The organism is Sorangium sp. So ce363 (assembly GCF_051520435.1).
GTDB lineage: Bacteria > Myxococcota_A > Polyangia > Polyangiales > Polyangiaceae > Sorangium > Sorangium cellulosum_B.
Genome location: NZ_CP150333.1, coordinates 2,622,823 through 2,646,647, shown reverse-complemented (window position 1 = coordinate 2,646,647; position 23,825 = coordinate 2,622,823). Strand labels below are relative to the sequence as shown.

Here is a 23,825-nt window from a genome sequence, read left to right as displayed (position 1 = left end):
GGACGGCGTCCAGGGCTGGGTCGCGAGCCACGATGCGACCTGGATGAACCGCCGCGTTACCGGGCCGACCTGCAGCTCTTGCTAACGCACCCTGCGGCGCTGGACAGCGCTCGGGCTTGCGGCGCGGCACCGCTGGTGAGATCCTCGATGCGAAAGGTCACCAGAGACGTTCGAATGCACAGACCTGGTCCGCCGGCTTCGGTTGACCAGTCGACGACTCGTCGGGCCGACAAGCAACCGTGGAGCGCAGTGGCTGACGGGCAGGCGCAGGTGCCATTTGCAATGGAGCAGATCGGATGAGCGAGCCGTCGGCGTACGAGGATGGATATTCAGCGCTGCCTGCCGAGGATCGGCGGCGGCTCGCCGGGCGAATGTTCGCGGAGAAGAACTACGTGCTGGCGGCCGCGCTGTTCGAATCGGTCGGCGAAGAGCTCTCGGCGTTGGAGGAGGGTAAGCTCCGCTACTCGCGCGCGCACATCCAGCAGGGGCACGTGAGGCTCGTCAACACGGCGGCCGTCTTGCCGATCCTCTTTCATGGATATCGCGGAGAGACCGTGGCCGGCGTCCTCGGCGTGAAGTTCGGCGACTCCGCGTCTGCTACCGTCGACCAGCTCGTCCAGGTCGTCTACCAGCCCTCGTTCGACCCGGAGGCCGTTCTCTCCCTCGTCCTTGACGACGACCGGACCGTGCTCTCGATCACGGCGGCTAGCGTCAGCCTCTGGCGCTCCGCCTACCTCGCCTGGGACCCCGATTTTGCGAACAGCCTCCCTGCCGAGCGACTGCCAGAGGCTCTCGTAGTTCACCAGGAGCAGGTTGTCGTGCGCGCGGAGGATGCCGTGGAGCTTTGGCGCAAGATCGGGGCCATTTCGGTCGACGGTGCGGAGCGGCAAGCCCGGGCGCTCGACGGGTTGAGGGTCGCAGGGTGCTTCCGCGACGGCCGCAGGCACGACTTCAATGTTCATGTGGCGAGCGGTGGTCCAGGCGTCCAGCTCGCCAGGCTCCTCTTCGAAGCGGCGTGGGAACGCGCTCGCCTTCCCGGGAGTGTGGCAGCGCTGGAGAACCTGTTCGGCTACTTGCGTGGCTCCGGGCTCCCGGTCAAAGTGCAGCCGGGGTCGCCGTGTATTCTCCGGATTTTCGGGCGTCTGGGCTGGAGCCCCGATGCGGCCGACGCCATTCGCGAGGAGCTCTCCGCCATCCCTGCGGACGAGCCTCTCATCGTCGACCTTTCGAACTTCCGATCGATGGGCACCTATTTCCATCCGTTCTTCGCCCCCCTCGTCCAGCGGAGCGGTCCCACCGCGTGGATTCGATCACCAGGTGCAGATGACCATCTTTGCGCCATGTCTGTCAGTCCGGCCTGCATCTTCGACACGATGCCCGACGCTCTCGCACACATCCGCGCGGCGCGGAGATGAGCTATCCGCATCATGCGAAAGAAGGAGCTGTCCAGCCTATCAATGAGCCCGGCGTCGCTTCGCTCCGCGAGTAATTGCCGAGGCGTTGAGCCGTCGGAGGCCCTGGGCTGTACGTTCGGGGCATCGTGGAAGGTATTCCGTCCGATGTTCTATGGAGAGGATGTAACTGCAAGGCGCTCAAAAGCTATGACCACATCGCCCGTGGGCGAGCACGGGGTAGCCCAACAGGCCGCGGCGACCGGCGGCGCTTCGGACCGCGACAGACCGTCAGGTCGTCGGGTCGACTAGCAACGGGCGATCGATGAAAGCTCTCGATCCCCTGCGGTTTCTCTTCGAGCTCGCGAACTCGTATCGAGTACCGGCAGGGGTCGTCGCCGCCATCAACATTGCCCTCGCGATTGGCGCGTACTCGGTGCTTCCGAAGCGTGCCGCCGGCTCCACCGCCCGTGTCGGCGCTTTCGTCCTGGCTGGTCTACTTGGCGGGCCAGCGGCTGTTGCGGAGACTCTCATCGCGATCGAGCTCCTTGATTTCCGGCACGAAGCCGCCGGCCTGGCGCTCGCCTTCCTGCCGGTCTTGCTGGTACCAACGACGGTAGCCGTCCTCGTCTGGCTTTTCGGCGACTCCCTCGCCGGCGGCAGCAGGCGCCCCGCCTTGACGCTGCTGGGCGCGATCATCGGGGCCACGACCATGGCCCCCCTGTTGGCCGTCGTGCTCGAGCACTCACCGCTGGCGCTGCGCGAGCTTTCGGGATTGCTTTCGGAGGACGTCGCACCCTTCGTGTGGTACGCGTTTCTCGCGCTTCCAGTGGCCGCTGGCGCGGCTTGTGGGTCTGCTGTTCTACGTCGCGCGTCTCGTTAGAGGCACAACCTCTCGGCCGCTGCTGCCGGTACACGGATGGCCCTCGCGGTTCGAATACCACGCGCACGGCTCCCGATCGCTGCGGAGCTCCGCGAGCGCCGCGATCAGCCCTCGTCTCGCCTTGGGTGTCAGCTTCGCGAGCGCCGACGCATGGATCAGGTCCTCTTTCCCCTGGTCCCGACCTCGGCTCGCCGGACAGAGAACCTACACCGCCCGCCACCGGGTCTTCCGCGTTTTTTCCTCGGGCGCTCGCGCAGGCGGCGGAGCAGCGGATAGCGTGGAAGGATGAAGAACCCTCTGCAATTTCCCCTGGTGATCGCGCTGTTCCTCGCCGCCTGCGACTCCACGTCGAGCTCCGGCGGTGACGGCGGCGCACAGCCGGACACATCCTCAGCGGGCCCGCACGGCGGCGGACCGAACGATGGCGGCGGGGGCGGCGGAACGAGCGATGGCGGCGGGGGCGGCGGCGACACGTCGCCGTCCGGCACGCTGAGCGAGCGCTACCCGGACGACGTGGGGATCGCCGGTGACCCGGCTGTGCTCTTCCACGACGACTTCGAGCAAGGCTGGGGGCGCTGGGACGGGCCCACCGCCGACACGCGCTATCTGCACATCGAGGCCGACGCGGCGGCTGCCCACGCCGGGCAGGGCTACCTCCGCTCGACCGTGACGACCGCCGATCTGGCGGAGGAGACGTACATCTCGTCGTCCACGTGGGTCACCCACGAGCGCGTCGACGCGCTCTACTGGCGCTTCCATGTGCGCTTCCCCGAGCTCGCCCCGAACCCGCACCACTGGGTGCGCATGGCGGCGGGCACCGAGAGCTGGGACAGCAGCGGCCTCGCGAACACGGTGCCGCCCGGGGACGAGGGCTTCTGGTTCGACTTCGACACGACCACCGACGACGTCTTCAACTTCTACGCCTACTGGTACAAGATGCGCTCCGGGCGCTGCAACGACGGGACCGCCACCCCTGGCTGCGCCGGCGATCAAGGCACGACGTACTACTACGGGAATGTCTTCCAGCCGCCGGGTCAAGCGCCGTTCCCGCGCGACCGATGGTTCTGCGTCGAGATGCACGCGCGCGCCAACACGGTCGGCCAGAGCGACGGCGCGCTCGCGTTCTGGATCGACGGCGTGGCGATCGGCGACTACCGCCCCGGCTACCCCGACGGCACCTGGCTCCGCGCCCAGTTCCACACGGGAGGGTGCGACTTCAGCGCGTGCACGCCGCCCGAGCCGTTCGGTGGCTTCGACTTCCGATCGAGCGATGACGTGCGCTTCAAGAGCTTCATGCTCGACGCCTACTACGAGCGCGACTCCGACGCGCGCCGGCGGGCGGAGATGGAAGAGCTCGGCATGACCGTCTCCGACACACACACCATCCTCTACGACGATGTCGTCGTCGCGACCGAGCGCATCGGCTGCCGCCGCTGAAGCACGCTCCGCGCTCGGCCCTCTCCATGGTACCCTCCCGCGCATGGGTACCGCGAACGCCCCCGCCCCCCGACGGCGCTCGGCCCTGCGCCGCGCCGCATGCGCGGCCCTCCTGCTGGCCGCGTGCGGCCCCGCGCCCACGCTGGCCGAGCCGCGCGCGCCGGAGCCGCCGCCCGCAGCCGAGACGGTCTACATCGTCCTCCAGGATCCGCCCCCGGCGGCGGCGATAGCGGCGGCCGACGGCTGGGTGCCAGAAGAATTCCCCGGCGACAACCCGTTCGAGCGGACGCGGACCTGGATCGGCGATTACGACTGCCCGCAGGGCACGACCGAGATGACGTTCCGGATCCTGGAGGTCAAGGGCGACAGGATCAAGGCCGTGTTCGGCTTTCATCATGCCGAGTCCGGCGCCGCCGGCAAATACCTCATGAGCGGCCGCTACGACGCCGAGACGCGGACCGCATCGTTCTCGCCCGGCGCCTGGCTCGAGCGCCCGCCCAACTACGTCACCGTGGGCATGAAGGGCGACCTCGCGTTCGACGGCTCGCTCTTCGCCGGACGCATCGAATACCCCGACTGCGGCGCATTCCGGCTCCGGCCGGCGGGGTAGCGCCGCCCCTCGCGCTGCTCGTCGCCAGGCAACGCCGAGCGACGAGCAGCGCTTCCGTCATGTGGGCAGTCGCGCGAGCGAGGGGCGCGGCGCGACCCTCAGGGTGTGCTCGACGGGTCTGCCGGGTCGCTGCCCTCGTCTTCCTCGTCGCCGTCGCGGAATCCATCGCCGTCGCGATCCAGCCCGATCCGCTCCCCCGAGCCCGGCGGCGCGCACGTGTACGTGAGCTCGCCCCGATTGCGCGAGGCCCGGTGCCGCAGCGCCGCGTCGCGGATCGGCGCGTCGCAGAGCCGGTCGCCGACGAACAGGCCCGCGCCGACGTAGAGGAACCCCGCCGCCTCATGGTCGTGCGATCCCTTGACCACGAGATCGCACTCCCCTGCATCAGCCCGCGCGCGGAGCAGATCGATCCTCGGCCCGACCGCGGCCGCGTTGTGGCGGGTCAGCGTCACCTGCTGCCCGACGATCGGCGCCAGGTTGCTGTCGAACGCGAGCAGGAACTGCTCCACCTCGCGCCGCATCACGTCCCCCTCCGGCCCCGGCGGGAACCCGCCCGGGGTGAGCGGCGACTGGTTGAACCCCATGTCGGGGGTCGCCGAGCTCACGAAGCGGAAGAGCGTCGGGACGCCCCCTTCGTTGTTGAAGCCGAAGCCGCGGACCTGGTCGCCCAGGAACGCGTCGCTGCCCGGGAAGAGATCGTTGTTCGCCATCCCGAACATGCCGACCTTCTGGTACAGATTGCGGAAGTGCGGCGATTTGAAGGCCTCGGTCTCCAGGTCGAACGTGTACCGGCCATCGCCGCCGAAGAAGCCCGGCGCATCGACGCCGAACTCCTCGTTCGCGTGGCGGTCGAGCACATGGCACGAGACGCAGGTGCCCTCCTCGCTGAAGTCGGACACGTTGTTGAAGAAGAAGCTGCGCCCGGCCTGCTGGGCCGGCGTGAGCGAGTTGTCCAGCGCCCGGTTCGGGTTGGGCGGATAGGTGACCTGCAGGATGAAATCGGCGAACGCCTGCATGTCGGCCTCGGGGATGAACTCGCTCCTCCCCAGGAGATCCGTGAACGCGGCCTGGAACTCCATGAACGCCGTCACCTCGTCGAACGTCCCGCTGTCCGGGTGCGCGCTCGGCTCGTCGTCGCCCCCGGTGCGATCGCCGCGCCAGTGCATGGGCCCGTGGTTCGCCATCCCGCGGAGGCTCTGCGTCGTCATCGGCCCCTTCATCGGGTGGTGGGTGTCGGGTATCCCGAAGTCCAGCGGGTGTGACTCGAACGGCCCCGGGATGTCGACGACCACCCCGTCCGGATTGCCGAGATCCCAGGCCAGGCTGTCGAAATCGCCGTAGACATGGCAGCTCGCGCACGACGAGTCGCCGTGGCTCGACTCGAACGACGCGTCGTAGAGGAACCGGCGCCCGGCGACCACGCTCGGCGGCTCCGGGTTGTGCATCGGCACGTGCGCGATCTCGGACTTGGTCGTCGTGCTGAGGATCGAGATCGCGTTGTCGAAGCGCGTGATCGTGTACAGGCGCCGCCGCGCCTCGTCGAGCAGGAGCCCCGTCGGCCCGCCGCCGGGCACCGGGATCTGCCTGGAGGTGCTCGGCGTGAAGGTGTCGTTCTCCAGGGCGGCGGTGCTGAACACCCCGATCTTGGACGACCCGATCGTCGCCACGTACAGCGTCTTGCCGTCGCTCGTGACGGCCATCTGCTGCGGGAGGGCGAGGCTCTTCTGGTTCTCGGCGTTCGGGACCGGGGCGCAGCACGCGTCGTAATCGATGTGTTTGTTGAGGTGCCTCGGCGTGACGCTGCCCGCCGGGCCGAGGACGGTGATCCTGCTCTCGTGCAGGTGGCCCCGTGTCGTCTGGCCGGCGAAGATCCCGGGCCCCTCGAAGCGCTTCTCGTTCCCCGCCTCGGTGTTCGACACGTACACCTTCCCGCTGACCGGGTTGACCACCATGTTGTAGAGGATGGTGCCGACGCCGGTGTAGAACCCGGCGGCGCCGGGCAGCTGCCTCGGCGGGCTCGCGTTCGCGTCGATGACGAACACGTCCTTGTCGGGCAGCGAGAGCCGGACGGAGCTGTCCCAGACGCGGTTCAGCTCGTCGACCCAGTGGGCACCATTGAACTTGACGATGAGCCCCGTCTCCGGGTGCGGGATCCCCTCCGCGTTGGTGGCCGGCCCCGGCACGCCCCCCGCCGCCTCTCCGCCGTTCGGGATCAGGCCCTCGTGGAGCGCGGTTGTGCGGTTCCCGGAGTGGAAGGCCGCCGCATACACCTTGCTGCCGTCCGGCGTCACCGCCAGCGCCCTCGGGGTGTCGCTGAACAGCGTGACGATCGTGAGGGGCGCGCCGGCGAGCGTCGGGCCGAGGTGGGCGGCGTCGAAGACCCATACGTCCGCCCGGCCCACGCCGGGGGTCGTGAGCTGGGGATCGAACGGGATGTTCTGTCCGCGGTGCGCCGTCGTGATGAACGCGCGGCGCCTTCCGGGCCCCGCGAACACGATATCGCGCGGCTCGTCGCCCACGAGCAGCGTCCGCACGACCCGGCCCGAGCGCGCCCCCTGGGTCAGCTCGACGACGCTCACGCTGTCCGACAGGTGGTTGACGACCCAGACCTCGGTATCGCTCCGCGCCGCCACGGCCACCGGCTCGAGGCCGACGGGGATGGAGGCGCGGTGCTCGATACCCTGATCCTTGACCCGATACACCTCGAGGTGGTTGTCGGGTGTGTTTACAGCGAATAGCAGCTTTCCGTCGGGCGAGAGCGCGAGCGGACGCACATGGCCGCTCTCGAAGAGGGTGAAAGACGACGCCGCCTCGGCGGATCGGCCGGCCGCGAGGCCCACGAGCAGCGCCGACGCCGCGACGAGATGGCAGAGGACATCGCGCACGACAAAGTACGAGGCCATGAGTCACCTCCGGTGAGTGGGGTTCTCTTCACATGATTTCGAATGGCAAGCAGACGATAAGGCGCGAAGGTTGAGTTAAAGGGTAGTCGTGGCCGGCTCGCATTGCAATATCGCAATGGTTTTGCTTCAGCAATCGATGCCTTCGGCACACCTGCGCCGAGCTACCTACCGAGGTGTCGCGACGGTGCGAGGCAGTCCAGTCGGGCAGACGGCGCCGGCGATCTCGAGACGGCCCCCCGGATCGCCGTGATCCGGTCGCAGAGCATCGCGGCGCCGCGGCGGTTCATGGTAGGCTGCGCAACATGCAGGGGGGCCTCGCAGTCGGGCCGTCGTCTCGGCGCCGGGAGCACGGCGCCGGTCGTTCGATCGGCCGGCATCGCGCGCTGCCCGCGCGGCGCTGCGTGCGAGAGAGGACAGCCCCCGGACCCCCGCCGCGCGCCCCTTCCCGCCGGCGCCTCGCGCGCCCGTCGAGCGCCGCCCGCTTGACGCGCCCTCTCCACGATCCCGAGAAGGAGCCCCGAGAGACCATGAAGACATCGGCTGTGCGTCGCACGATCGGCTGGCTCGCGGTGACGGCGCTGTCCCTGCTCGCCTCGGCGTGCCAGCCGGAGCCCTCGCGCGGCGATCGGAGCAAGGAGGCGCGGCCGCCGCTCCGCGTCAGCCACGGCTACTGGGTTGGGTACTTCCCGATGTCGATCGCCAAAGAGAAGGGCTTCTTCGACCAGCAGGGCGTGGACGTCGAGCTCCTCTTCAACCCGGACCTGTACGGCATGATCTCCGATTTCACCGCAGGGAAGGTCGACGGCCTGCCCTGGACCATGGAGGTCGTCGTGCGCGTCCTCGCGAGGGAGCCGGACGCGCGGGTCGTCCTCTACCTCGGCCAGACGGCGGGCGCCGACGTCGTCATGGCGCGGCCGGAGATCGAGAAGATCTCGGATCTCAAGGGGAAGAAGATCGCGGCCAAGACCGGCGCCCTGGGCGAGATGCTGGTCGGCGAGATGCTGGAGAGGAACGGCCTCGCCATCGACGACGTGACGCTGGTCAACGTGAGCGAGACGGACGTCGCCCCGTTCCTGGCGAACAATACGATCCAGGCCGGACACACCTGGGAGCCCTACGTGACGCAGGCGGCGAAGTCCGGCGCCAGGCCGATCTTCTCCAGCAAGGAGACGCCCGGGCTGTTCGCCGATTTCATGATGTTCCGAGGCACGGTGCTGCGCGACCGGCCGGACGACGTCCGCGCCTTCATCCGGGGCTGGTTCCAGGCCGTCGAGTTCTGGAAGGCCCACCCGCAGGAGAGCAACGAGATCATCGCGAAGGCGCTGAAGATCCCGGTCACGGACATCAGCATCGACGGATACGAGCTCTTCTCGCTGGAGGAGGTCCGACAGCGGTTCGCGCCGAACAACGACCCCACGTCGCTGGCCCCGCTCGTCAACAAGCACGTCGATTTTCTCGTCCAGGACGGGCAGCTGGGGCGCCGCCCGGACATCAACAACATCTTCGATTCGTCCTTCCTGCCTCCCGTCACGAAGCGCGAGTGATCGCAGCGGCGCGTGGAGCACCTGGAGAGCACCACCACGGAGGTTCGACGAACGCTATGAGTCGCGCAAGGCAGCAGCTGCCGGTCCCCCTGATCACCCTCCGCATGAAGCTGATCGTGGCGCTCCTGACGGTCGCGCTCGCGCCGCTCTCGATCCTCACGCTCCTGAACAAGCGGACCAACGAGACGGTGCTGACCGAGAGCGCGAACCAGGCGCTCGCCGCGGCCGCGTCGCAGGCCGCGAACAGCGTCGACGACTTCATCGAGAGCAACCTCGACGCCGTCCGCGTCGAGGCCCGCCTGCCCGGGCTGACCAGCTACCTGAGCCTCGGCGAGGAGGCGCGGAGGAGCGGGACCGAGGAGCACGCGCGCGCCTCGAGGACGCTGCACGGGCTCATCCGGAAGGACACGATCAACATTCTCTCGTACGCGCTGCTCGATCAGCGCGGGCAGAACGTCCTCGACACGGTGCAGACGCCCGTCGACAGGGACGAATCCAAGCGGGACTACTTCGTCGGCGCGGTGGAGACGGGCCTGCCGTACGCGTCGTCGGTCGTGTTCGCTGGCGAGGTGCCCCAGCTCGTCTTCAGCAGCCCCGTCCGCGACGCGCTGAACAAGAAGAAGACGATCGGCGTGCTCCGGTGCACCTACAACCTGTCCGCCGTCCAGCGGATCATCCTCTCCCAGACGCGCCTCCTGGAGGCGTCGGACGCGTTCGCGATCCTCCTCGACGAGCACCACGTCCGCCTGGCGCACGGCCGCTCCCCGGAGCTCGTGTTCAAGTCGCTGGTGCCGCTCGCCCCGGAGCTCGAAGGCCGGCTCAAGGCGGAGCGGCGGCTGCCGGACAAACCGGCCGCGGAGCTGTCGACCGACGTGCAGGCCTTCGACGAGGGGCTGCGCCGGTTCGAGCGCGAGCAGGACCCCACCTCGACCGCGAGCCGCTTCCTGCAGGCCCGCATGGCCGCGAGGGACGCCCCCATGAGCGCGGTGGCCCTCGCGCGCGTGAGCGCCTTCGACGGCATGAAGAAGCCGCCGTGGACCGTGGCGTTCGTGCGGCCGGAAGCGGCGTTCCTCGAGCCCATCGAGGAGAAGACGACGCGCGACGCCCTGCTGCTCGCCTCGCTGATCGCAGCGATCGTCACGGCGGTCGCCGTCCTGATGGCGCAGGTCCTGACGAGGCCGATCACCCGCCTCGCCCAGGCGGCGTCGCAGCTGGCGAGCGGGAAGCTCGACACCGCGGTCGAGGTGCGATCCCACGACGAGATGGGCACGCTGGCGGAGTCCTTCAACCAGATGGCGCGCCAGATCCAGGGGTCGTTCGAGGAGCTCGAGCACCGCGTCGAGCAGCGCACGGCCGAGCTGAAGGAGGCGAAGGTCGCCGCGGACGCCGCCAACAAGGCGAAGAGCGACTTCCTCGCCAACATGAGCCACGAGCTCAGGACGCCGCTCAACGGCATCCTCGGCTACGCGCAGATCCTCCGGCGCTCGCGGGGGCTGAGCGAGCACGACCTGCGCGGGATCGACGTCATCCATCGCTCCGGCGCCCACCTGCTCACGTTGATCAACGACGTCCTCGATCTGGCGAAGATCGAGGCGCAGGCGATGGAGGCCCACGCGAACGATTTCCACCTGCCCTCGTTCCTGCGATCGACGGCCGAGATCTGCCGCATCCGCGCCGAGGAGAAGGGCATCGCGCTTGTGTATACGCCCGATCCCGAGCTCCCCACCGACGTGGTCGCCGACGAGCGGCGGCTGCGGCAGGTGCTGATCAACCTGCTCGGCAACGCCGTGAAGTTCACCGAGAAGGGCAGCGTCTCCTTCACGATCAAGCGGCTGGGCGAGGGGCCGCGCCCGCCGCACGGCTCCGCGCCGGACTCCGCCGCGCTCCAGAGCGCGCCGCGCAGGACGCACCGGGTGCGCTTCGAGATCGAGGACACCGGGACGGGCATCAGCCCGGATCAGCTCGACCAGATCTTCCTCCCGTTCAAGCAAGCCAGCGACGGCAAGCGCCGCGTCGACGGGACGGGGCTCGGGCTCGCGATCAGCCAGCGCATCATGAAGCTGCTCGGCAGCTCCATCGAGGTGAGGAGCGAGCCCGGCAAGGGGAGCGTGTTCTGGATGGACGTGATCCTCGCCGAGTCGCCCCGGCGAACCCAGCCCACGGCGCTCCGGCCCGCCTCGGCGGTCGTCGACTACGAGGGCAAGCGGCGGCGGGTCCTCGTGGTCGACGACCAGCCCGAGAACCGCGAGGTGCTCGTGACGATGCTGCAGTCCGTCGGGTTCGAGACGTCCGAGGCCACGGACGGCAAGGAGGGCCTCGCGGCGGCGTCGGAGCGCGAGTTCGACCTGGTGATCACGGACCTCGCGATGCCGGAGCTCGACGGCTGGGAGATGATGCGGCTGCTCCGGAAGGCGCCGGATCGAGCAGGATTGAAGATCTTCGCGTCGTCCGCGAGCGTCTTCCTGTCCGATCAGGACAAGAGCCTGGCCGCGGGCGCCGACGATTTCCTCCCGAAGCCGCTGCAGCTGGAGGAGGTCTTCGACAAGATCCAGCGGCACCTCGGGCTCTCGTGGATCTACGAGCAGCAGGGCGATCCTGGCGCGCCGGGCGAGGCACCCGCCGGCGCCCACCGCGACCCGAGCTCACCCGAGCCTGCCGGCGGCGCAGATTCTCCGATGACCGCCCCCGCCGCCGAGGATCTGCGGCTCCTCTTCGATCTCGCGCACAGGGGGCTCTTCCACCAGCTCCAGAAGCACCTCGACAGGCTCGAACGAGCCGATCCGAAGCTCGCGCCGTTTTGCAGGCACCTGCGCCGCCTGATGCAGGATTTCAAGATGGAAGCGGTTGAAGATTTCATCAAGATGCACCTACGCGATTGACGTTGCTTGGACGGCGCGCGCCTTGGTCGTGGCAATGGGAGCGCGCGCCTCCTGGAGGGTAGAACGATGGATGCCAGTGAAGCCGGTACGATACTCATCGTGGACGACAACCCGAGGAACCTCGGTCTCTTGTCGGATACCCTGACGGGCTCAGGCTTCGAGGTCGCGGTGGCGGTGGACGGCGCGCGCGCCCTCCGGCTCGCGAGGGAGGGGATGCCGGATCTCATCCTGCTCGACGTGAAGATGGATGGGATGGATGGATTCGAGACGTGCCGCCGGCTGAAGGGAGACCCGGCCACGGCCGCGATCCCCGTCATCTTCATGACGGCGAGCACGGACCTGTCCGCGGACCGGGTGAAGGGCCTGAACCTCGGGGCCGTCGATTACCTCGCCAAGCCGTTCCTGGACGAGGAGCTGCTCGCGCGCGTCCGGGTGCACACCAAGCTCAGGAGGCTGACGATGCACCTCGCCGCGCAGGTGGACGAGCGGATCGCGGCGGAGGCGGCCTTGCAGCGGCTCACGCAGGAGCTGGAGAGGCGCGTGGGAGAGCGCACGGTCGCGCTGGAGCGCGCGCTCGAGGGGCTCACGCAGGCGCAGGCGCAGATGGCGACGGTCATCCGCGCGGCGCAGGCGGTCTCGGGCGAGATCGTCCTCGACGACGTGCTCGACCGGCTGATGCGGCTCACGCTGGAGCACGCCGGCGCGCGGAAGTGCGTCCTCGTGCTCTCGCGCGAGTCCGGGCTGGTGATCGAGGCGTCGATCACGAGCGAGCCGGACACGGTGGTGCTCGGGCTCTCGAAGCCGGTGGGCCCGGGCGCCGATCTCGCGGCGTCGCTCGTGGAGGAGGTCGCGCGGGCCCGGCAATCGATCTTCGTCTGGGACACGAGCCGCGACGCTCGCCCGGAGGACGCGCGGTACCTCGCCGGGAAGGGGCCGAGGTCGATCCTCTGCCTGGCCATGATGTGCCAGGGCGAGCTGATCGGCGTCCTCTACATCGAGGGCGACGCGGCGCCGGAGCCGCTGCTCGCGGCGCAGCTGGAGACGCTCGGGCTTTTGGCCTCCCAGGCGGCGGTGGCCGTGAAGAACGCCCTGCTCTACGGGCACCTGGCGGACATGACGTCCGAGCTCCGCCGCTCGAACGAGCGCCTGGAGACCGAGGTGGCGCGCCAGACGGAGGAGCTCCGCCAGACGAACGAGCGCCTGCAGCGGGAGCTCGTGGAGCGCGCCCGGGCCGAGGAGGAGCGCGCCCGGGCCGAGGAGGAGCGCGCCGCGCTGCAGGCGGAGGTCATCGACGCGCAGAGCGCCCGGCTCGCGGAGCTCTCGACGCCGCTCATCCCGATCACCGATCATATCATGGTGATGCCGCTCATCGGGACGATCGACTCCGCGCGAGCGGAGCAGGCGCTCGAGGCGGCGCTGAACGGCGTCCAGGCGAACCGGGCGAAGGTCGTCATCATCGACGTCACCGGGGTGACCGTGCTCGACTCGGCGGTCGCGAGCACGCTGATGAGCACGGCGACGGCGCTGCGGCTGCTCGGGTCGAAGACGGTGATCACCGGCATCCGCGCCGAGCTGGCGCAGACGCTCATCGATCTGGGCGTCGATCTCGGCGCCGTGGTGACCAAGGGGACGCTCCAGAGCGGCATCGGCTATGCGCTCCAGCAGGCCGGCGGCGGCGTGGCGGGCCTGCACCTCAACGGCAAGCACGCCCGCAACGGCGGCGCTCCCGGGCGCAGGAACGGCCATTAGAGCGACGGTCACCCGCTTCGGATACGGGCCCACCTCGACGTTTTCGGTGCTCAGCGCACCTGAGTGCGCTTGCGCGCCGAAAACGCCGATCTGGGCCCGTCTCCTGTGCGGGAGACCGCCGCTCTAGCGACCGGCGGATCGCGGCCATTCGCTCGCCGCGGCGGGGAGCGCCGCCCGGTACCCCAGGTAGCGCCCGAACGCGCGCATCGCCTGGTTCCAGTGCTTGGGCTCCTTCACCAGCATCTCCTTCACGCCGACGTCGGCCAGCGCGTCGCCCACCTCGATCCACCGCGGCTCGCGCGTCAGCGCGTAGGCGGCGCCGAACACGGGCACGATCAGCAGGTTGAGGTCGGCGGTCCCGCTGTCGTCGTACGCGTCGGTCTCGCAGCCCCACAGGTACCGGAACGCGCGCCCGTCCGAGGTGATGGCGCGCTCGGCGAGCCAGCCTGCCGCGCGCGCGACCACCTCGCGGACACGCGGGTCGCCGGTGAGCGCGTGGTAGTCCATGAGCGCGTCGACGAGCAGCGCGGTCATGAACGGCGAGCCGCCGCGCGGGCCGCGCTCGCACTCCGACGGGTCGGCGCGGGTCAGGTCGTGCTCGAACGCGCCCGACGCGCCCTGCTGCTGCCACGCGACCGTGCGATCCGCGAGCCCGCGCAGCGTCGACAGGAGCTCCGGCCGCGGGTCGAGCGCGTAGTAGCTCGACAGGGTCATCATCACCCAGGCCATGTTGCGCTCGGTCACGCGCAAAACGTCCTCCCTTCCGCCCGTGAGCGCGGCCTGGTTCTGCCGGAGGGCCTCGCCCATGGCGAGGACCGCCTCCCTGGCCGCCGGATCGCCGGTGAGCAGGTAGTCGTCGACCATCCCCTGGCCGAGCATGCGCCGGAGGACTTGCCAGGAGAGGGGCGCCGCCGGGCTCCAGTCGTCGCGCTCGCAGACGTGGACCGCGAGGCGGCGATCGGGCGAGAACCTGAGCTCGTGCTGCCGGTACCAGACGGCCTCGGCGCGCGCGCGCCGGTAGCGCGCGGCGTCGCCGTTGCGGAGGAAGCGCTGGTAGAGCGCGTGCGGGCCGTCGTAGTACGTGCGGTACGGGGCCGCGCAGCTGACGCCGTACGCGTCGTAGGCGGGCGTCATGCGGGCGAGCGCGCCCTCGATGCCCGCCTCGAACCCGGGGAAGCGGCGATCGTCCATGGCCGGGAGCTGCGGCCCGGACACCAGGCTCGCCGCGTACCACGACGGCGGCAGCACCGCCGCGATCGGGCCGTCCGGGTTCGGCAGGAGCGCCTCGTCGAGCACGGCGCCCCGAGGGATCTGGAAGGACTGCGGGACCTGGGTGAGCCGGGGGGCCGGGGGGGCTTGGCGGTCGGCGCGCTGCGAAGGTGACGATGGCGAAGGGGCGCCGAAATCCAGCGTGTAGATCGCTCGTTCTCCGGGCGCGAGCGCGGCGCGGAAGACGAGGAGCGCGCTGCGGATCGAGCGGCCCCTGGGCCAGACGGCGAGCGGCTTCGCGCGGAGCGGGACCGCCGCGCCGCGCGCGTCGCGCAGGCGGATGAACCGGACGTCGCGCAGCGCGCCCGGCGCGAACGGCACGGCCGCCGACACGACGGCTTCCGGCGCCGGCAGCGCCGCTCCCGGCGGGCGCTTCGCGGGCGCGGGCGCGCTCGGCGCGGCGTCGGCGACGAGCAGCAGCGGGACCGATTCCGCGGGCGGCGGCGCCGGGAGCGCAGGCGCGCCGTGCGCCTCCAGGACGGCCCGCACCCGCGGCTCCACCCGGCGGGCGGCGGGCGCCCGAGCGGACGGCCGGCCGCAGCTCGCCAGGAGGAGCGGCGCTGCGAGGAGCAGCGCCGCGAGCGAGCGGCGGGCCGCGGGCCTCGCCTTGGCGCGCTGCGCATCCATGCCGCATCCGATGCTCTGCGCCCGCCGCGCATCGCGGCAGAGCCATCGAGCGCGCGGCCGCGACGAGGCGGGATGCTCGGCACGGCGCGCTCGCCCGATCGCGCTCGCCGGCGCCGCGGGAACGAGGGCAAACAGCGCGTCGAGCCCGCTCGGCAGGCCGTAGGCCCGAACGCCTCGGCCCCTCGCCGGCATCGAAGGGGAACCTGCTGCGATGCTGTGGGCTGTCCTGAGCGTGTTCGTCGGAGCGCTGCTGGCGCCGGCCCTCCACCGCGGGCTCGGGCGCCCGGCCGGCTGGCTCTTCGCGGCGCTCCCGCTCGCGGTGCTCGTGTTCGCGGCGCAGCTCGTCCCGGGGCCCTTCGCCGAGGGGGAGGCCCATCACGCGTCGCTGCCGTGGATCCCGTCGCTCGGCGTGGAGCTCGCGGTGAGGCTGGATGGGCTCTCGCTCGTGTTCCTCGGGCTCATCTGCGGCATCGGCGCGCTGATCTTCGTGTACGCGAGCGAATACCTGCGCTCGCACCCGCGGCTCGGGCGGTTTTACGCCTACCTGCTCCTGTTCACGGGATCCATGGCGGGCCTCGTGCTCGCCGACGACGTCATTCTCCTCTTCGTGTGCTGGGAGCTCACGAGCGTGAGCTCGTATCTCCTCATCGGGTGGGACCACGAGCGGCCGGAGGCGCGCAAAGCCGCCTTGACGGCGCTCCTCGTGACGGGCGGCGGCGGGCTCGCCATGCTCGCGGGCCTCGTCCTCCTTCATCGCGTTCATCGGACGATGGGCAGCGACGACATCGACTCTCTCGAATCGACCCGCCCATGAAGGTGCTCCTCGTCCTGCCCGTCCTCGTCCCCCTGGCCACGGCGGCCCTCTCGCTCCTCTCCTTCCGGCGCGTGGGGAGACAGCGCGCGCTCGGGCTCGTCGGGAGCGTCCTTCAGCTCACCGTCGGTATCGCCTTGCTCCGCGCCGTGCACCGGGGAGGCATTCAATCGACCCAGCTCGGGGGCTGGCCCGCGCCGTACGGCATCACCTTCGTGGTCGACCTCTTCTCCGCGCTGATGGTCCTGCTCTCGGGCGTCATCGCGGTCGCAACGTCGATCTACTCCCTGTCGGACATCGACCGCGGACGGCGGGCGCACGGGTTCTACCCGCTCATGCACGTGCTCCTCATGGGGACGAACGGGGTCTTCGTCACCGGCGACCTCTTCAATCTGTACGTCTGGTTCGAGGTGACGCTGATCGCGTCCTTCGTCCTCCTGGTGCTCGGCAACGAGCGGCCGCAGATGCAGGGCGCGATCAAGTACGTCGCGATGAACCTGATCTCGAGCGCCCTGTTCCTCACCGGCCTCGGCATCCTCTACGGATCCGTGCACGCCCTCAACATGGCCGACCTCTCGCTCAAGCTGCCGAGCCTCGCGCCGCCGATCCGGTTCACCCTCTCGATGATCTTCCTCGTCGCGTTCGGCATCAAGGCCGCTGTCTTCCCCCTCTTCTTCTGGCTGCCGGACTCGTATCACACGCCCCCCGTGACGGTCACCGCGCTGTTCGCGGGGCTCTTGACGAAGGTGGGTGTCTACGCCCTCGTGCGTAGCTTCACCCTCCTTTTCGTGGGCGACGGGGAAGCCACCCACGCGCTCCTCCTCGGGATCGCGGCCTTCACCATGGCCGTCGGCGTGCTCGGCGCGGTGTCCCACCGGGAGGTTCGGCGGATCCTCGCGTTTCACAGCGTGAGCCAGGTCGGCTACATGGTCATGGGCCTCGGCCTGTTCACGCTGTCGTCCCTCTCGGGGGCGATCTTCTTCGTCTTGCACCACGCCATCATCAAGTCGAACCTCTTTCTCATCAGCGGGATCATGCGATCCGACGGGAAAGACGTTTCCCTCGACCTTCAGGGCGGGCTCCTCGCGCGGAGCCCCGGGCTCTCCGCCTGCTTCCTCGTCACGGCCCTCTCCCTCGCCGGCATGCCGCCCCTGTCGGGTTTCTGGGCCAAGCTCATCCTGGTGCGATCGGGGCTCGAGGTCGGCTCGCGAGGGGCCGCGGCCGTCGTCGCCACGAGCCTCGCCGTCGGCCTCGTCACCCTCATTTCGATGACGAAGATATGGAACGAGGCCTTCTGGAAGCCCGCGCCCGCCGAGGCCGATCTCGCCCCGCGCGAGAGCGGGGCGCGGCGTCGCGCGCTCCTGTACGTGCCAGTGGTCCTCTTGACCGCGCTGGGCGTCACGCTCGGAATGGCGCCCGAGCCGCTCCTCGCCGTCGTGCGGCGGGCCGCGGCGCAGCTCGCCGATCCGACCGAATACGTGCGCGTCGTACTGGGGGAGGGTCACCCATGAGAGCCCTCGTCCTCAATCTGTTCCTGGCGATCGTCTGGGTGGGCCTGACCGGCCGCGCCACCGCAGGGGGCCTCGTCTTCGGCTTCCTCCTCGGGTACCTCTTGCTCCTCTGGCTCCGGCGCCTGATCGGCCCCACGACCTATTTCGAGAAGCTGCCAGGGGTGCTGTCGTTCATGCTCTTCTATGCGAAAGAGATGGTGCGGGCGAACCTCAGGGTCGCCCGCGACGTCATTTCGATCAGGCGAAAGAGCCGACCCGGCATCGTCGCGGTCCCCCTGGATCTGACGACCGATCTCGAGATCACCGTGCTGACGATCCTCCTCGCCCTGACGCCCGGCACCTTTGGCCTCGACGTCTCGGGCGACCGCACGGTCCTCTTCGTCCATGCGATGTTCGTGGACAGCGCCGACGCGCTGCGCGCGACCATCAAGAGCGACCTCGAGCGCCGCGTGAAGGAGCTCTTCCGATAACCCCGCTCTTGCTCGTCGCGATCGCCGTCGTCACGGTGGCGTTCGTCGTCGCGTTCATCCGCCTCCTGCTCGGCCCGAGCCTCCCCGACCGCGTGGTCGCCATGGACCTCATGGCGACGGTCGGCAGCGGGGGCATCGCCCTCTACGCGATGGTGACCGACCACGGCGTCCTCCTCGATGCGGTGATGGTGCTGCAGAGCTCGGCCGCGTGCGCGAGATCTTCGAGGCCTAGCGCCGCAGCCGCACCTCGACGCCCCCGGCGCTCCGCGGGAAGGCGTGTTTGCCAGGCTCGTCATCCTATCCTATCCTATGCGGTTCGTCCGCTTGCGCCGCTTCCATGTGGCGAGCCGGGACGAAGGGGGGTTGTAATGAACAGAAAGATGCTGGTCGCCGGGTCGCTCCTCGCGCTCACGGGGTGTGCCGGGAACGTGGACGCTCCCGGCGCAGGCGGAACCGACGATCCGGACGAGCTCGAGACGGCGCCCGAGCCGCTCCGGGCGGGTGACGTCATCGCGTATGCGGCCGAGACGTCCCACCCGTACACTGGTGGCTGGAAGCAGGCGATCACCTCGCCGGGCGCCACGTTCGTGCGCGTGCACTTCAACGACTTCTCTCTCGCGAAGGGCGATTATGTCACCGTCTCGAGCCCCGACGGCGCGAAGTCGTTTCGATACGAGGACCGCGGCCCGAACGGGGACGGCGACGTCTGGGCGTTCGCCATCGACGGCGAGACGGCGATCGTCGAGCTGCACAGCAGCACCGGCGGTGGCCACGGGTTCTCGATCGCGGATATCGGCCACGGGACGCTCGCGCTCGCCCCGGTTCCTGTGACATCGGGCGAGGCGACCCCGCACAGCGTCTCCCTCGCGAGGAGGCCCGGCGGAGGTACGCCGGATATCGTGTGTGCCTCGGAGGGTCGCGAGAACATCGCGTGTCACAGCGAGCTCAACGAGCAGCAGGGACCTGTGGCGCGGCTGAGCTTCGTGAGAGACGGGGGCATGTACCTGTGCACGGGTTGGCTGATCGCCGGGTCGAACGACAACACGCTCATCACCAACAACCACTGCATCAGCACCCAGGCCGAGACGGACAGCCTCGAGGCCCGCTTTGGCTATCAGAACACGACCTGCTGGGGCTCGACGGTGACGGCAGGCGTGAGCGTCAGGGGCGGCACCCTCCTCAAGACGAATAGCCGGACCCGCAGCCGTTCAAGAGGCGGCCTCGATTACACACTGATCCAGCTGCCGGGCGACTCGATGGGGAACCCCGAGACGACCTGGGGCGAACTCACCCCGACGACGAGGGCGCCCAGCGTAGGCGATGAGATCTACTTCATTCAGCACCCGGGCGGACGCCCGAAGCAGGTCGGCTTCTGGAAGGATGCTGCGCATACCCTCCCCTGCGTGGTCGACGCGATCGATCAGACTTACTCAGGCACGGTCGTGGGATCGCAGATCGGCTACTCGTGCGACAGCGAAGGGGGCTCGAGCGGGTCGCCGATCATCGATGCCGACACGGGCCTGGTGGTCGGCCTCCATCACCTCGCCAACGTCGGCTGGTTCACCTGCAGGAACGGGGGAACAGAGATGTCCGCGCTCTGCGCGGACGCGGGCGCGCTCCTCGACTGCAGCCCTTGAGTCGGACACCGTCGTGTCGCGCCTCCGCCGCTCCAGGCCAACGGCACCGGTGTCGAGCGCCTTGAGGCCGCTCGCCCCCCGAACCGCGCTCGGGCGACGGCGGCGATCGTGCGCGCCAGGCGTCGTGATAAGCGTCGCCGCACCATGCAGGCGCCCGACACCGATCCCCCCCCGCCCTCGGAGCAGCTCCAGGACAGCGCCCCCCCGGCCGAATCCCCCACGCTCGCCAGCCGCGGCGCTGCCTCCCGGCGCCCGCACGCGCGCCGCTGGACCGTCGGGCTGCTCAGCGCCCTGCACGCCCCCGTCTTCGCCTGGACCGCGCTCTCCCTCCCCTTCCGGCCGTGGACGCTCTTCGCCGTGGTCACCGCCGCGCTCGCGCTGCTCCACGCCGCGACCGCCGTCCTCTCGCTCCTCCCCCACCCGCTCGCGCCGCGCGCCTTCCGCGCGACGTCGTTCTGCTCGCTCGGCTACCTCGCCTTCCTGAGCTTCGGGCTCCTCTCCTCCGCGGTCTACGTCGCCTCGCTGAACCGCGGCCTCGGCACCGGCATCGCGGCGGCGCTGCTCGCGGTCTGGGCGGTCGTCGCGCTCCTCACGCTGCCGTTCGCGTGCTGGGGCGTCGCCTCGACCGGCGGCCTCCGCCTGCTCCGCGCGAAGCGCCGGCCCTCGCCCGCGCTCTCCGCGCTCGCCGCGCTGGTCGTCCTGGCCGCCCTCTCGCTGCTCTTCCGTCACCGCGTCGCCAAGGCCGACGTCGTGCCCGTGCCGGGCGGCGCGCCGTCGCGCACCGGGGCGGCGCTGCGCGAGGCGCTCTCTTCCTTCGACGCGCTCCCGCCGCCGCCGGCCAAGGCGCCCTCGCTCATGACCACGGCGCCGGCCGCGTGCGCCGCGCCCCCGGAGCCCGACCGCCCCACCCTCGTCGTCACCCACCTCGCCCCCGGCCGCGACCCCGAGCGCGCCGCCGTCGCGACCCGCTGCCTCCAGCCCGCGCCGGGCGAGGACGCCGCGGCGGCGCTGCGCGGCGCGCTCGCCGAGGCCCTGCGCGGCCCGCTCAAGATCGACGTCGTCTCGGCCGCGCAGCCGCTCGCCTCCCCCGGCCCCGGCCTCGACGGGCTGTCGCTGCGCCCCGGGCTCGACGGCCTCTGCCTCGCGGAGCGGTGCCTCATGCCGTGGCAGCTCATCGCGCTCGACGCGTTCAACACGAACGCGCCGCTGGCCGGCGTCCCCGACTTCCGCTTCGGCGTGGACTTCGCCGTCCTGCGCCGCGCCCTCGGCGAGCCCGAGCCGCCCGGCGGCCACACCGCCGGCGGCGCCGCGCTCCGGGACGGCCTCGTGCGGATCGAGACGCACAGCTACGCCGTCGACGCCGAGGGCGCGCTCCACCTCCTGTCGCGGATCGGAGAGCCGTCGGTCCCGCTCACCGAGGCGACCGCGCAGCAGGCGGCGGCCGCGGCCCAGCGCTACATCCTCGGCGCGCAGCGGAAGGACGGCATGTTCCGCTACATCGTCGACCCGTTCACCGGGCGCGCCTCGTTCGACGGGTTCTCGATCGCGCGGCAGGCCGGCACGACGCTCGCCCTGTGCGAGCTCGGGGTCGGCGCCGAGGGCGTGCCCACGTCGCCGGAGCTCGCGAAGGTGGTGCAGCGCTCGCTCGGGCTGCTCGCGAAGCTCGAGCGCAGGGCCGGCGAAGGCAACGCCGTCGGCGCGCTCTTCTACCCCAAGGACAGCCCCGGGACGATCGCGGGCCTCAACCCCACGGCGCTGAGCCTGGTCACGTTCCTCTCGTGCCGCGACGGCGTCCACAAGGCGCGCACGCACGACGCGCTCATCGGGCGGCTCGCTCGGATGGTGCTCGCCACGCAGCGGGACGACGGCGGCTTCGCGCCGCAGCTCGACCTCGCGCGCGTCGCGCCCGTCCTCGGCCCGACGCAGCTCTACGAGGGAGGCCAGTCGGTGCTCGCGCTGACGCTGCTCGAGGCGCTCGCCGCCCGCGAGCCGAGCCCCGAGTACCCGCCCGCGGCCGCCGTGCGCGCCGCCGTCGATCGCGCCATGGACTACTACGCGAACCGCTACTGGGACCATTTTGCCAGTGATTTCGTGTACATGGAGGAGAACTGGCACTGCCTCGCGGCGCGCGCGGCGCTCGGGCACCACCGCCGCGACGACTACGAGCGGTTCTGCCTCGACTACGTGGCGTTCAAGTCGCGGCTCGTGCTCGACGAGGACAGCGAGGTGACGCCCGATCTCGTGGGAGGGTACGGGTTCGGCAACGTGCTGCCGCCGCACAACACGGCGACGGCGGGGTTCGGCGAGGCGCTGGCCGCGGCGATGGCGGTCAAGGAGGCGCGCGGCGAGGACCTCGCGCCCGATCAGGCGCTGATGCGGCGGGTGCTCGGGTTCCTCGTGCGGCAGCAGTGGTCGCCCGCGACCTGCTTCGCGTGCAGCCGCGACGTGATCATCGAGGGGGGCTTCAGCGAGAGCATGGCGTCTCCCCGGATCCGCATCGATTACGTGCAGCACGCCTGGGCCGCGCTCGGCCACGGGGGCCGGATGCTCGGGCTCGTGCCAGGGCGGAGCGCGCCGGCGGCGGGGCCTCTGTGAGCGCGGGCGGCGAGGGAGAGGCCGTCGCGAGCGCTGGCGCCGGCGGTGGACCGAGCCCGCAGGGCGGCCCCGTGGGCGCCGGGGCCGGCGGTGGATCGAGCCCGCGCGGGGCCGCTCGCTTCGGCGAGCGCCGGGCGTACGCGTACGGCGTGACCGCCGCGTTCCTGCTCCTCATGCTCGCCCCGCTGTTCCGCCGCCCTCCGGTGGACAGCTTTCCGCTGTCGACCTACCCGATGTTCTCGTGGGGCCGCCACGACGCGCGGACCGCCGTGGAGCGCGCCGTCGGCGTGGACTCCCGGGGCGGGCGGCGGCCGATCCCGCCGCGCCTCGTGGGCAGCGAGGAGGTGCTGCAAGCCAAGGCCACGCTGGCGCAGAGCATCCGCCAGGGCGCCCGCGCGGCCCGCGCGCTCTGCCGCGGCATCGCGGCGCGCGTCGCGGCGCAGGACGGCTACGCGGATGTCGTCGCTGTCGAGATCCGGACCGACACCTTCGATGCCGTCGCGTTCTTCGAGGGGCAGGAGGCCCCGATCGACTCCAAGCTCCACGCGACGTGCAAGGTGGGCGCGCGATGAGGCGGCTCCTTGCGCGGTTCGACCGCGCCTTCTTCGCGGAGGCGCCCGCCGAGCGGCTCGCGCTCTTGCGGCTCCTGGTCGGCGGCTTCGCCCTCGTGTACCTCTGCGTCCGCGCGGTGCACTTCCAGCGGGTGAGCCACCTGCCCCCGGAGAGCTTCAGGCCCGTCGGCGTGGTCTCGGTGCTGTCCGCGCCGCTCCCCCTCTGGGCGGTACAGAGCCTCCTTGGCGCGGCGATCGCCGCCGGCGCGGCGTTCGTGGCGGGCTACCGGTTCCGCGTCGCCGGGCCCGCCTTCGGCGCGCTCCTGCTCTGGGCGCTGAGCTACCGGAGCTCCTGGGGCATGGTGTTCCACACCGAGAACCTCCTCGCGCTCCACGTCATCGCGCTCGGCCTCGGGGCCGCGGCGGACGCGCACTCGCTCGACGCGCGCGCGGCGCGCCGCGCCGGCACCCCGGCGCCGGCGCCGGACGGCCGCTATGGCTGGCCGATCCGGCTGCTCTGCGCGATCACGGTGATGTCGTATTTCATCGCCGGGGTCACGAAGCTCCGGAACAGCGGCCTCGACTGGGCGACGAGCGACATCCTCCGCAACTACATCGCTTACGACAACGTCCGGAAGATCGCGCTCGGCGACACGCACTCCCCGCTCGGCGGCGCGCTGGTCCGCTACCGGTTCCTGTTCCCGCCGCTCGCGCTCGCCAGCCTGGCCATGGAGCTCGGCGCGCCGCTCGCCCTGTTCAGCCGGCGCGTCGCGGTCGTCTTCTGCGGCGCCGCCTGGCTCTTCCACCTCGGCGTGCTGCTCACGATGGCGATCCTGTTCCCGTACCCGCTGCTCGGCGTGGCGTTCGCGGGGTTCTTCGAGCTGGAGAAGATACGCGATCTGAGGCGCCCGCGCCGCGTGAACGCAGCCATCGGGGACGGGAGGCCGTGAGGGGCGCT

Annotated in this window: 16 protein-coding genes and 1 pseudogene; 15 read left to right on the top strand and 2 right to left on the bottom strand. The window is 70.6% G+C overall.

Translation table 11 applies throughout. From position 1 onward, the window contains the following. Positions 1–296 precede the first annotated feature (296 nt). The 4 genes from WMF12_RS10235 (at position 297) to WMF12_RS10220 (ending at position 4,321) form a co-directional block, all read left to right on the top strand. Positions 297–1,415: a hypothetical protein gene (locus WMF12_RS10235; RefSeq protein WP_437870433.1), complete on the top strand. Its 1,119-nt coding sequence runs from the start codon at positions 297–299 to the stop codon at positions 1,413–1,415. Between the two features lie 301 nt (positions 1,416–1,716). Next, positions 1,717–2,274 carry a hypothetical protein gene (locus WMF12_RS10230; protein WP_437870432.1) on the top strand — a complete coding sequence of 186 codons (558 nt, stop codon included), beginning with the start codon at positions 1,717–1,719 and terminating at the stop codon, positions 2,272–2,274. 285 nt (positions 2,275–2,559) lie between these two features. Then, entirely contained in the window at positions 2,560–3,711 is a 1,152-nt protein-coding gene (locus WMF12_RS10225; protein WP_437870431.1) for a hypothetical protein, read from the top strand. A gap of 43 nt (positions 3,712–3,754) precedes the next feature. Continuing rightward, entirely contained in the window at positions 3,755–4,321 is a 567-nt protein-coding gene (locus WMF12_RS10220; protein ID WP_437745397.1) for a hypothetical protein, read from the top strand. A 98-nt stretch (positions 4,322–4,419) separates the two neighbouring features. Here the strand turns inward: WMF12_RS10220 and WMF12_RS10215 are convergent, their stop codons facing one another. Next, positions 4,420–7,224 (bottom strand): hypothetical protein, encoded by a 2,805-nt coding sequence (locus WMF12_RS10215; protein WP_437870430.1) that lies wholly within the window; start codon positions 7,222–7,224, stop codon positions 4,420–4,422. Between the two features lie 527 nt (positions 7,225–7,751). Between WMF12_RS10215 and WMF12_RS10210 the strand changes: the two genes are divergently transcribed. From WMF12_RS10210 to WMF12_RS10200, 3 genes are all read left to right on the top strand, one after another. Next, a complete protein-coding gene (locus WMF12_RS10210; protein ID WP_437870429.1) occupies positions 7,752–8,768 on the top strand; it encodes an ABC transporter substrate-binding protein in 1,017 nt (338 codons plus the stop codon). Between the two features lie 56 nt (positions 8,769–8,824). Further along, positions 8,825–11,647: an ATP-binding protein gene (locus WMF12_RS10205; RefSeq protein ID WP_437870428.1), complete on the top strand. Its 2,823-nt coding sequence runs from the start codon at positions 8,825–8,827 to the stop codon at positions 11,645–11,647. A 66-nt stretch (positions 11,648–11,713) separates the two neighbouring features. Further along, positions 11,714–13,396 (top strand): response regulator, encoded by a 1,683-nt coding sequence (locus WMF12_RS10200; protein ID WP_437870427.1) that lies wholly within the window; start codon positions 11,714–11,716, stop codon positions 13,394–13,396. Positions 13,397–13,519: 123 nt separating this feature from the next. On the opposite strand, the gene WMF12_RS10195 is transcribed toward WMF12_RS10200, so the two are convergent. Further along, positions 13,520–15,292 carry a hypothetical protein gene (locus WMF12_RS10195; RefSeq protein WP_437870420.1) on the bottom strand — a complete coding sequence of 591 codons (1,773 nt, stop codon included), beginning with the start codon at positions 15,290–15,292 and terminating at the stop codon, positions 13,520–13,522. A 211-nt stretch (positions 15,293–15,503) separates the two neighbouring features. Here WMF12_RS10195 and WMF12_RS10190 point away from each other — a divergent pair, with 211 nt between their 5' ends. The 8 genes and pseudogenes from WMF12_RS10190 to WMF12_RS10155 all read left to right on the top strand — a co-directional run bounded on the left by WMF12_RS10190 (position 15,504) and on the right by WMF12_RS10155 (position 23,817). Beyond that, the gene (locus WMF12_RS10190; protein WP_437870415.1) at positions 15,504–16,106 is read left to right on the top strand and encodes a proton-conducting transporter transmembrane domain-containing protein; all 603 of its coding nucleotides are present in this window, start codon (positions 15,504–15,506) and stop codon (positions 16,104–16,106) included. Then, positions 16,103–17,614: a proton-conducting transporter transmembrane domain-containing protein gene (locus WMF12_RS10185; RefSeq protein ID WP_437870408.1), complete on the top strand. Its 1,512-nt coding sequence runs from the start codon at positions 16,103–16,105 to the stop codon at positions 17,612–17,614. Before WMF12_RS10190 ends, WMF12_RS10185 begins: the two co-directional genes overlap by 4 nt. Next, positions 17,611–18,084, top strand: coding sequence for a Na+/H+ antiporter subunit E (locus WMF12_RS10180; protein ID WP_437870406.1), 474 nt, complete (start codon positions 17,611–17,613; stop codon positions 18,082–18,084). Before WMF12_RS10185 ends, WMF12_RS10180 begins: the two co-directional genes overlap by 4 nt. Positions 18,085–18,119: 35 nt before the next feature. Continuing rightward, positions 18,120–18,266: pseudogene (locus WMF12_RS10175) on the top strand (monovalent cation/H+ antiporter complex subunit F); the annotation flags it as partial. A gap of 186 nt (positions 18,267–18,452) precedes the next feature. Continuing rightward, positions 18,453–19,721 carry a trypsin-like serine peptidase gene (locus WMF12_RS10170; protein ID WP_437873845.1) on the top strand — a complete coding sequence of 423 codons (1,269 nt, stop codon included), beginning with the start codon at positions 18,453–18,455 and terminating at the stop codon, positions 19,719–19,721. A gap of 144 nt (positions 19,722–19,865) precedes the next feature. After that, positions 19,866–22,316 (top strand): hypothetical protein, encoded by a 2,451-nt coding sequence (locus WMF12_RS10165; protein ID WP_437870402.1) that lies wholly within the window; start codon positions 19,866–19,868, stop codon positions 22,314–22,316. Then, positions 22,313–22,888: a hypothetical protein gene (locus WMF12_RS10160; protein WP_437870401.1), complete on the top strand. Its 576-nt coding sequence runs from the start codon at positions 22,313–22,315 to the stop codon at positions 22,886–22,888. The genes WMF12_RS10165 and WMF12_RS10160 overlap by 4 nt, the downstream gene beginning before the upstream one ends. Further along, the gene (locus WMF12_RS10155; protein ID WP_437870400.1) at positions 22,885–23,817 is read left to right on the top strand and encodes an HTTM domain-containing protein; all 933 of its coding nucleotides are present in this window, start codon (positions 22,885–22,887) and stop codon (positions 23,815–23,817) included. Before WMF12_RS10160 ends, WMF12_RS10155 begins: the two co-directional genes overlap by 4 nt. The last annotated feature ends 8 nt before the right edge of the window (positions 23,818–23,825 follow it).

Excerpts from the sequence above, each read along its gene's own strand:
- WMF12_RS10195 (WP_437870420.1), bottom strand. The coding sequence starts at position 15,292 with ATGGATGCGCAGCGCGCCAAGGCGAGGCCCGCGGCCCGCCGCTCGCTC.
- WMF12_RS10215 (WP_437870430.1), bottom strand. The coding sequence starts at position 7,224 with ATGGCCTCGTACTTTGTCGTGCGCGATGTCCTCTGCCATCTCGTCGCG.
- WMF12_RS10165 (WP_437870402.1), top strand. The coding sequence starts at position 19,866 with ATGCAGGCGCCCGACACCGATCCCCCCCCGCCCTCGGAGCAGCTCCAG.
- WMF12_RS10225 (WP_437870431.1), top strand. The coding sequence starts at position 2,560 with ATGAAGAACCCTCTGCAATTTCCCCTGGTGATCGCGCTGTTCCTCGCC.
- WMF12_RS10170 (WP_437873845.1), top strand. The coding sequence starts at position 18,453 with ATGAACAGAAAGATGCTGGTCGCCGGGTCGCTCCTCGCGCTCACGGGG.
- WMF12_RS10155 (WP_437870400.1), top strand. The coding sequence starts at position 22,885 with ATGAGGCGGCTCCTTGCGCGGTTCGACCGCGCCTTCTTCGCGGAGGCG.
- WMF12_RS10220 (WP_437745397.1), top strand. The coding sequence starts at position 3,755 with ATGGGTACCGCGAACGCCCCCGCCCCCCGACGGCGCTCGGCCCTGCGC.
- WMF12_RS10205 (WP_437870428.1), top strand. The coding sequence starts at position 8,825 with ATGAGTCGCGCAAGGCAGCAGCTGCCGGTCCCCCTGATCACCCTCCGC.
- WMF12_RS10235 (WP_437870433.1), top strand. The coding sequence starts at position 297 with ATGAGCGAGCCGTCGGCGTACGAGGATGGATATTCAGCGCTGCCTGCC.
- WMF12_RS10190 (WP_437870415.1), top strand. The coding sequence starts at position 15,504 with ATGCTGTGGGCTGTCCTGAGCGTGTTCGTCGGAGCGCTGCTGGCGCCG.
- WMF12_RS10210 (WP_437870429.1), top strand. The coding sequence starts at position 7,752 with ATGAAGACATCGGCTGTGCGTCGCACGATCGGCTGGCTCGCGGTGACG.
- WMF12_RS10230 (WP_437870432.1), top strand. The coding sequence starts at position 1,717 with ATGAAAGCTCTCGATCCCCTGCGGTTTCTCTTCGAGCTCGCGAACTCG.
- WMF12_RS10200 (WP_437870427.1), top strand. The coding sequence starts at position 11,714 with ATGGATGCCAGTGAAGCCGGTACGATACTCATCGTGGACGACAACCCG.
- WMF12_RS10180 (WP_437870406.1), top strand. The coding sequence starts at position 17,611 with ATGAGAGCCCTCGTCCTCAATCTGTTCCTGGCGATCGTCTGGGTGGGC.
- WMF12_RS10185 (WP_437870408.1), top strand. The coding sequence starts at position 16,103 with ATGAAGGTGCTCCTCGTCCTGCCCGTCCTCGTCCCCCTGGCCACGGCG.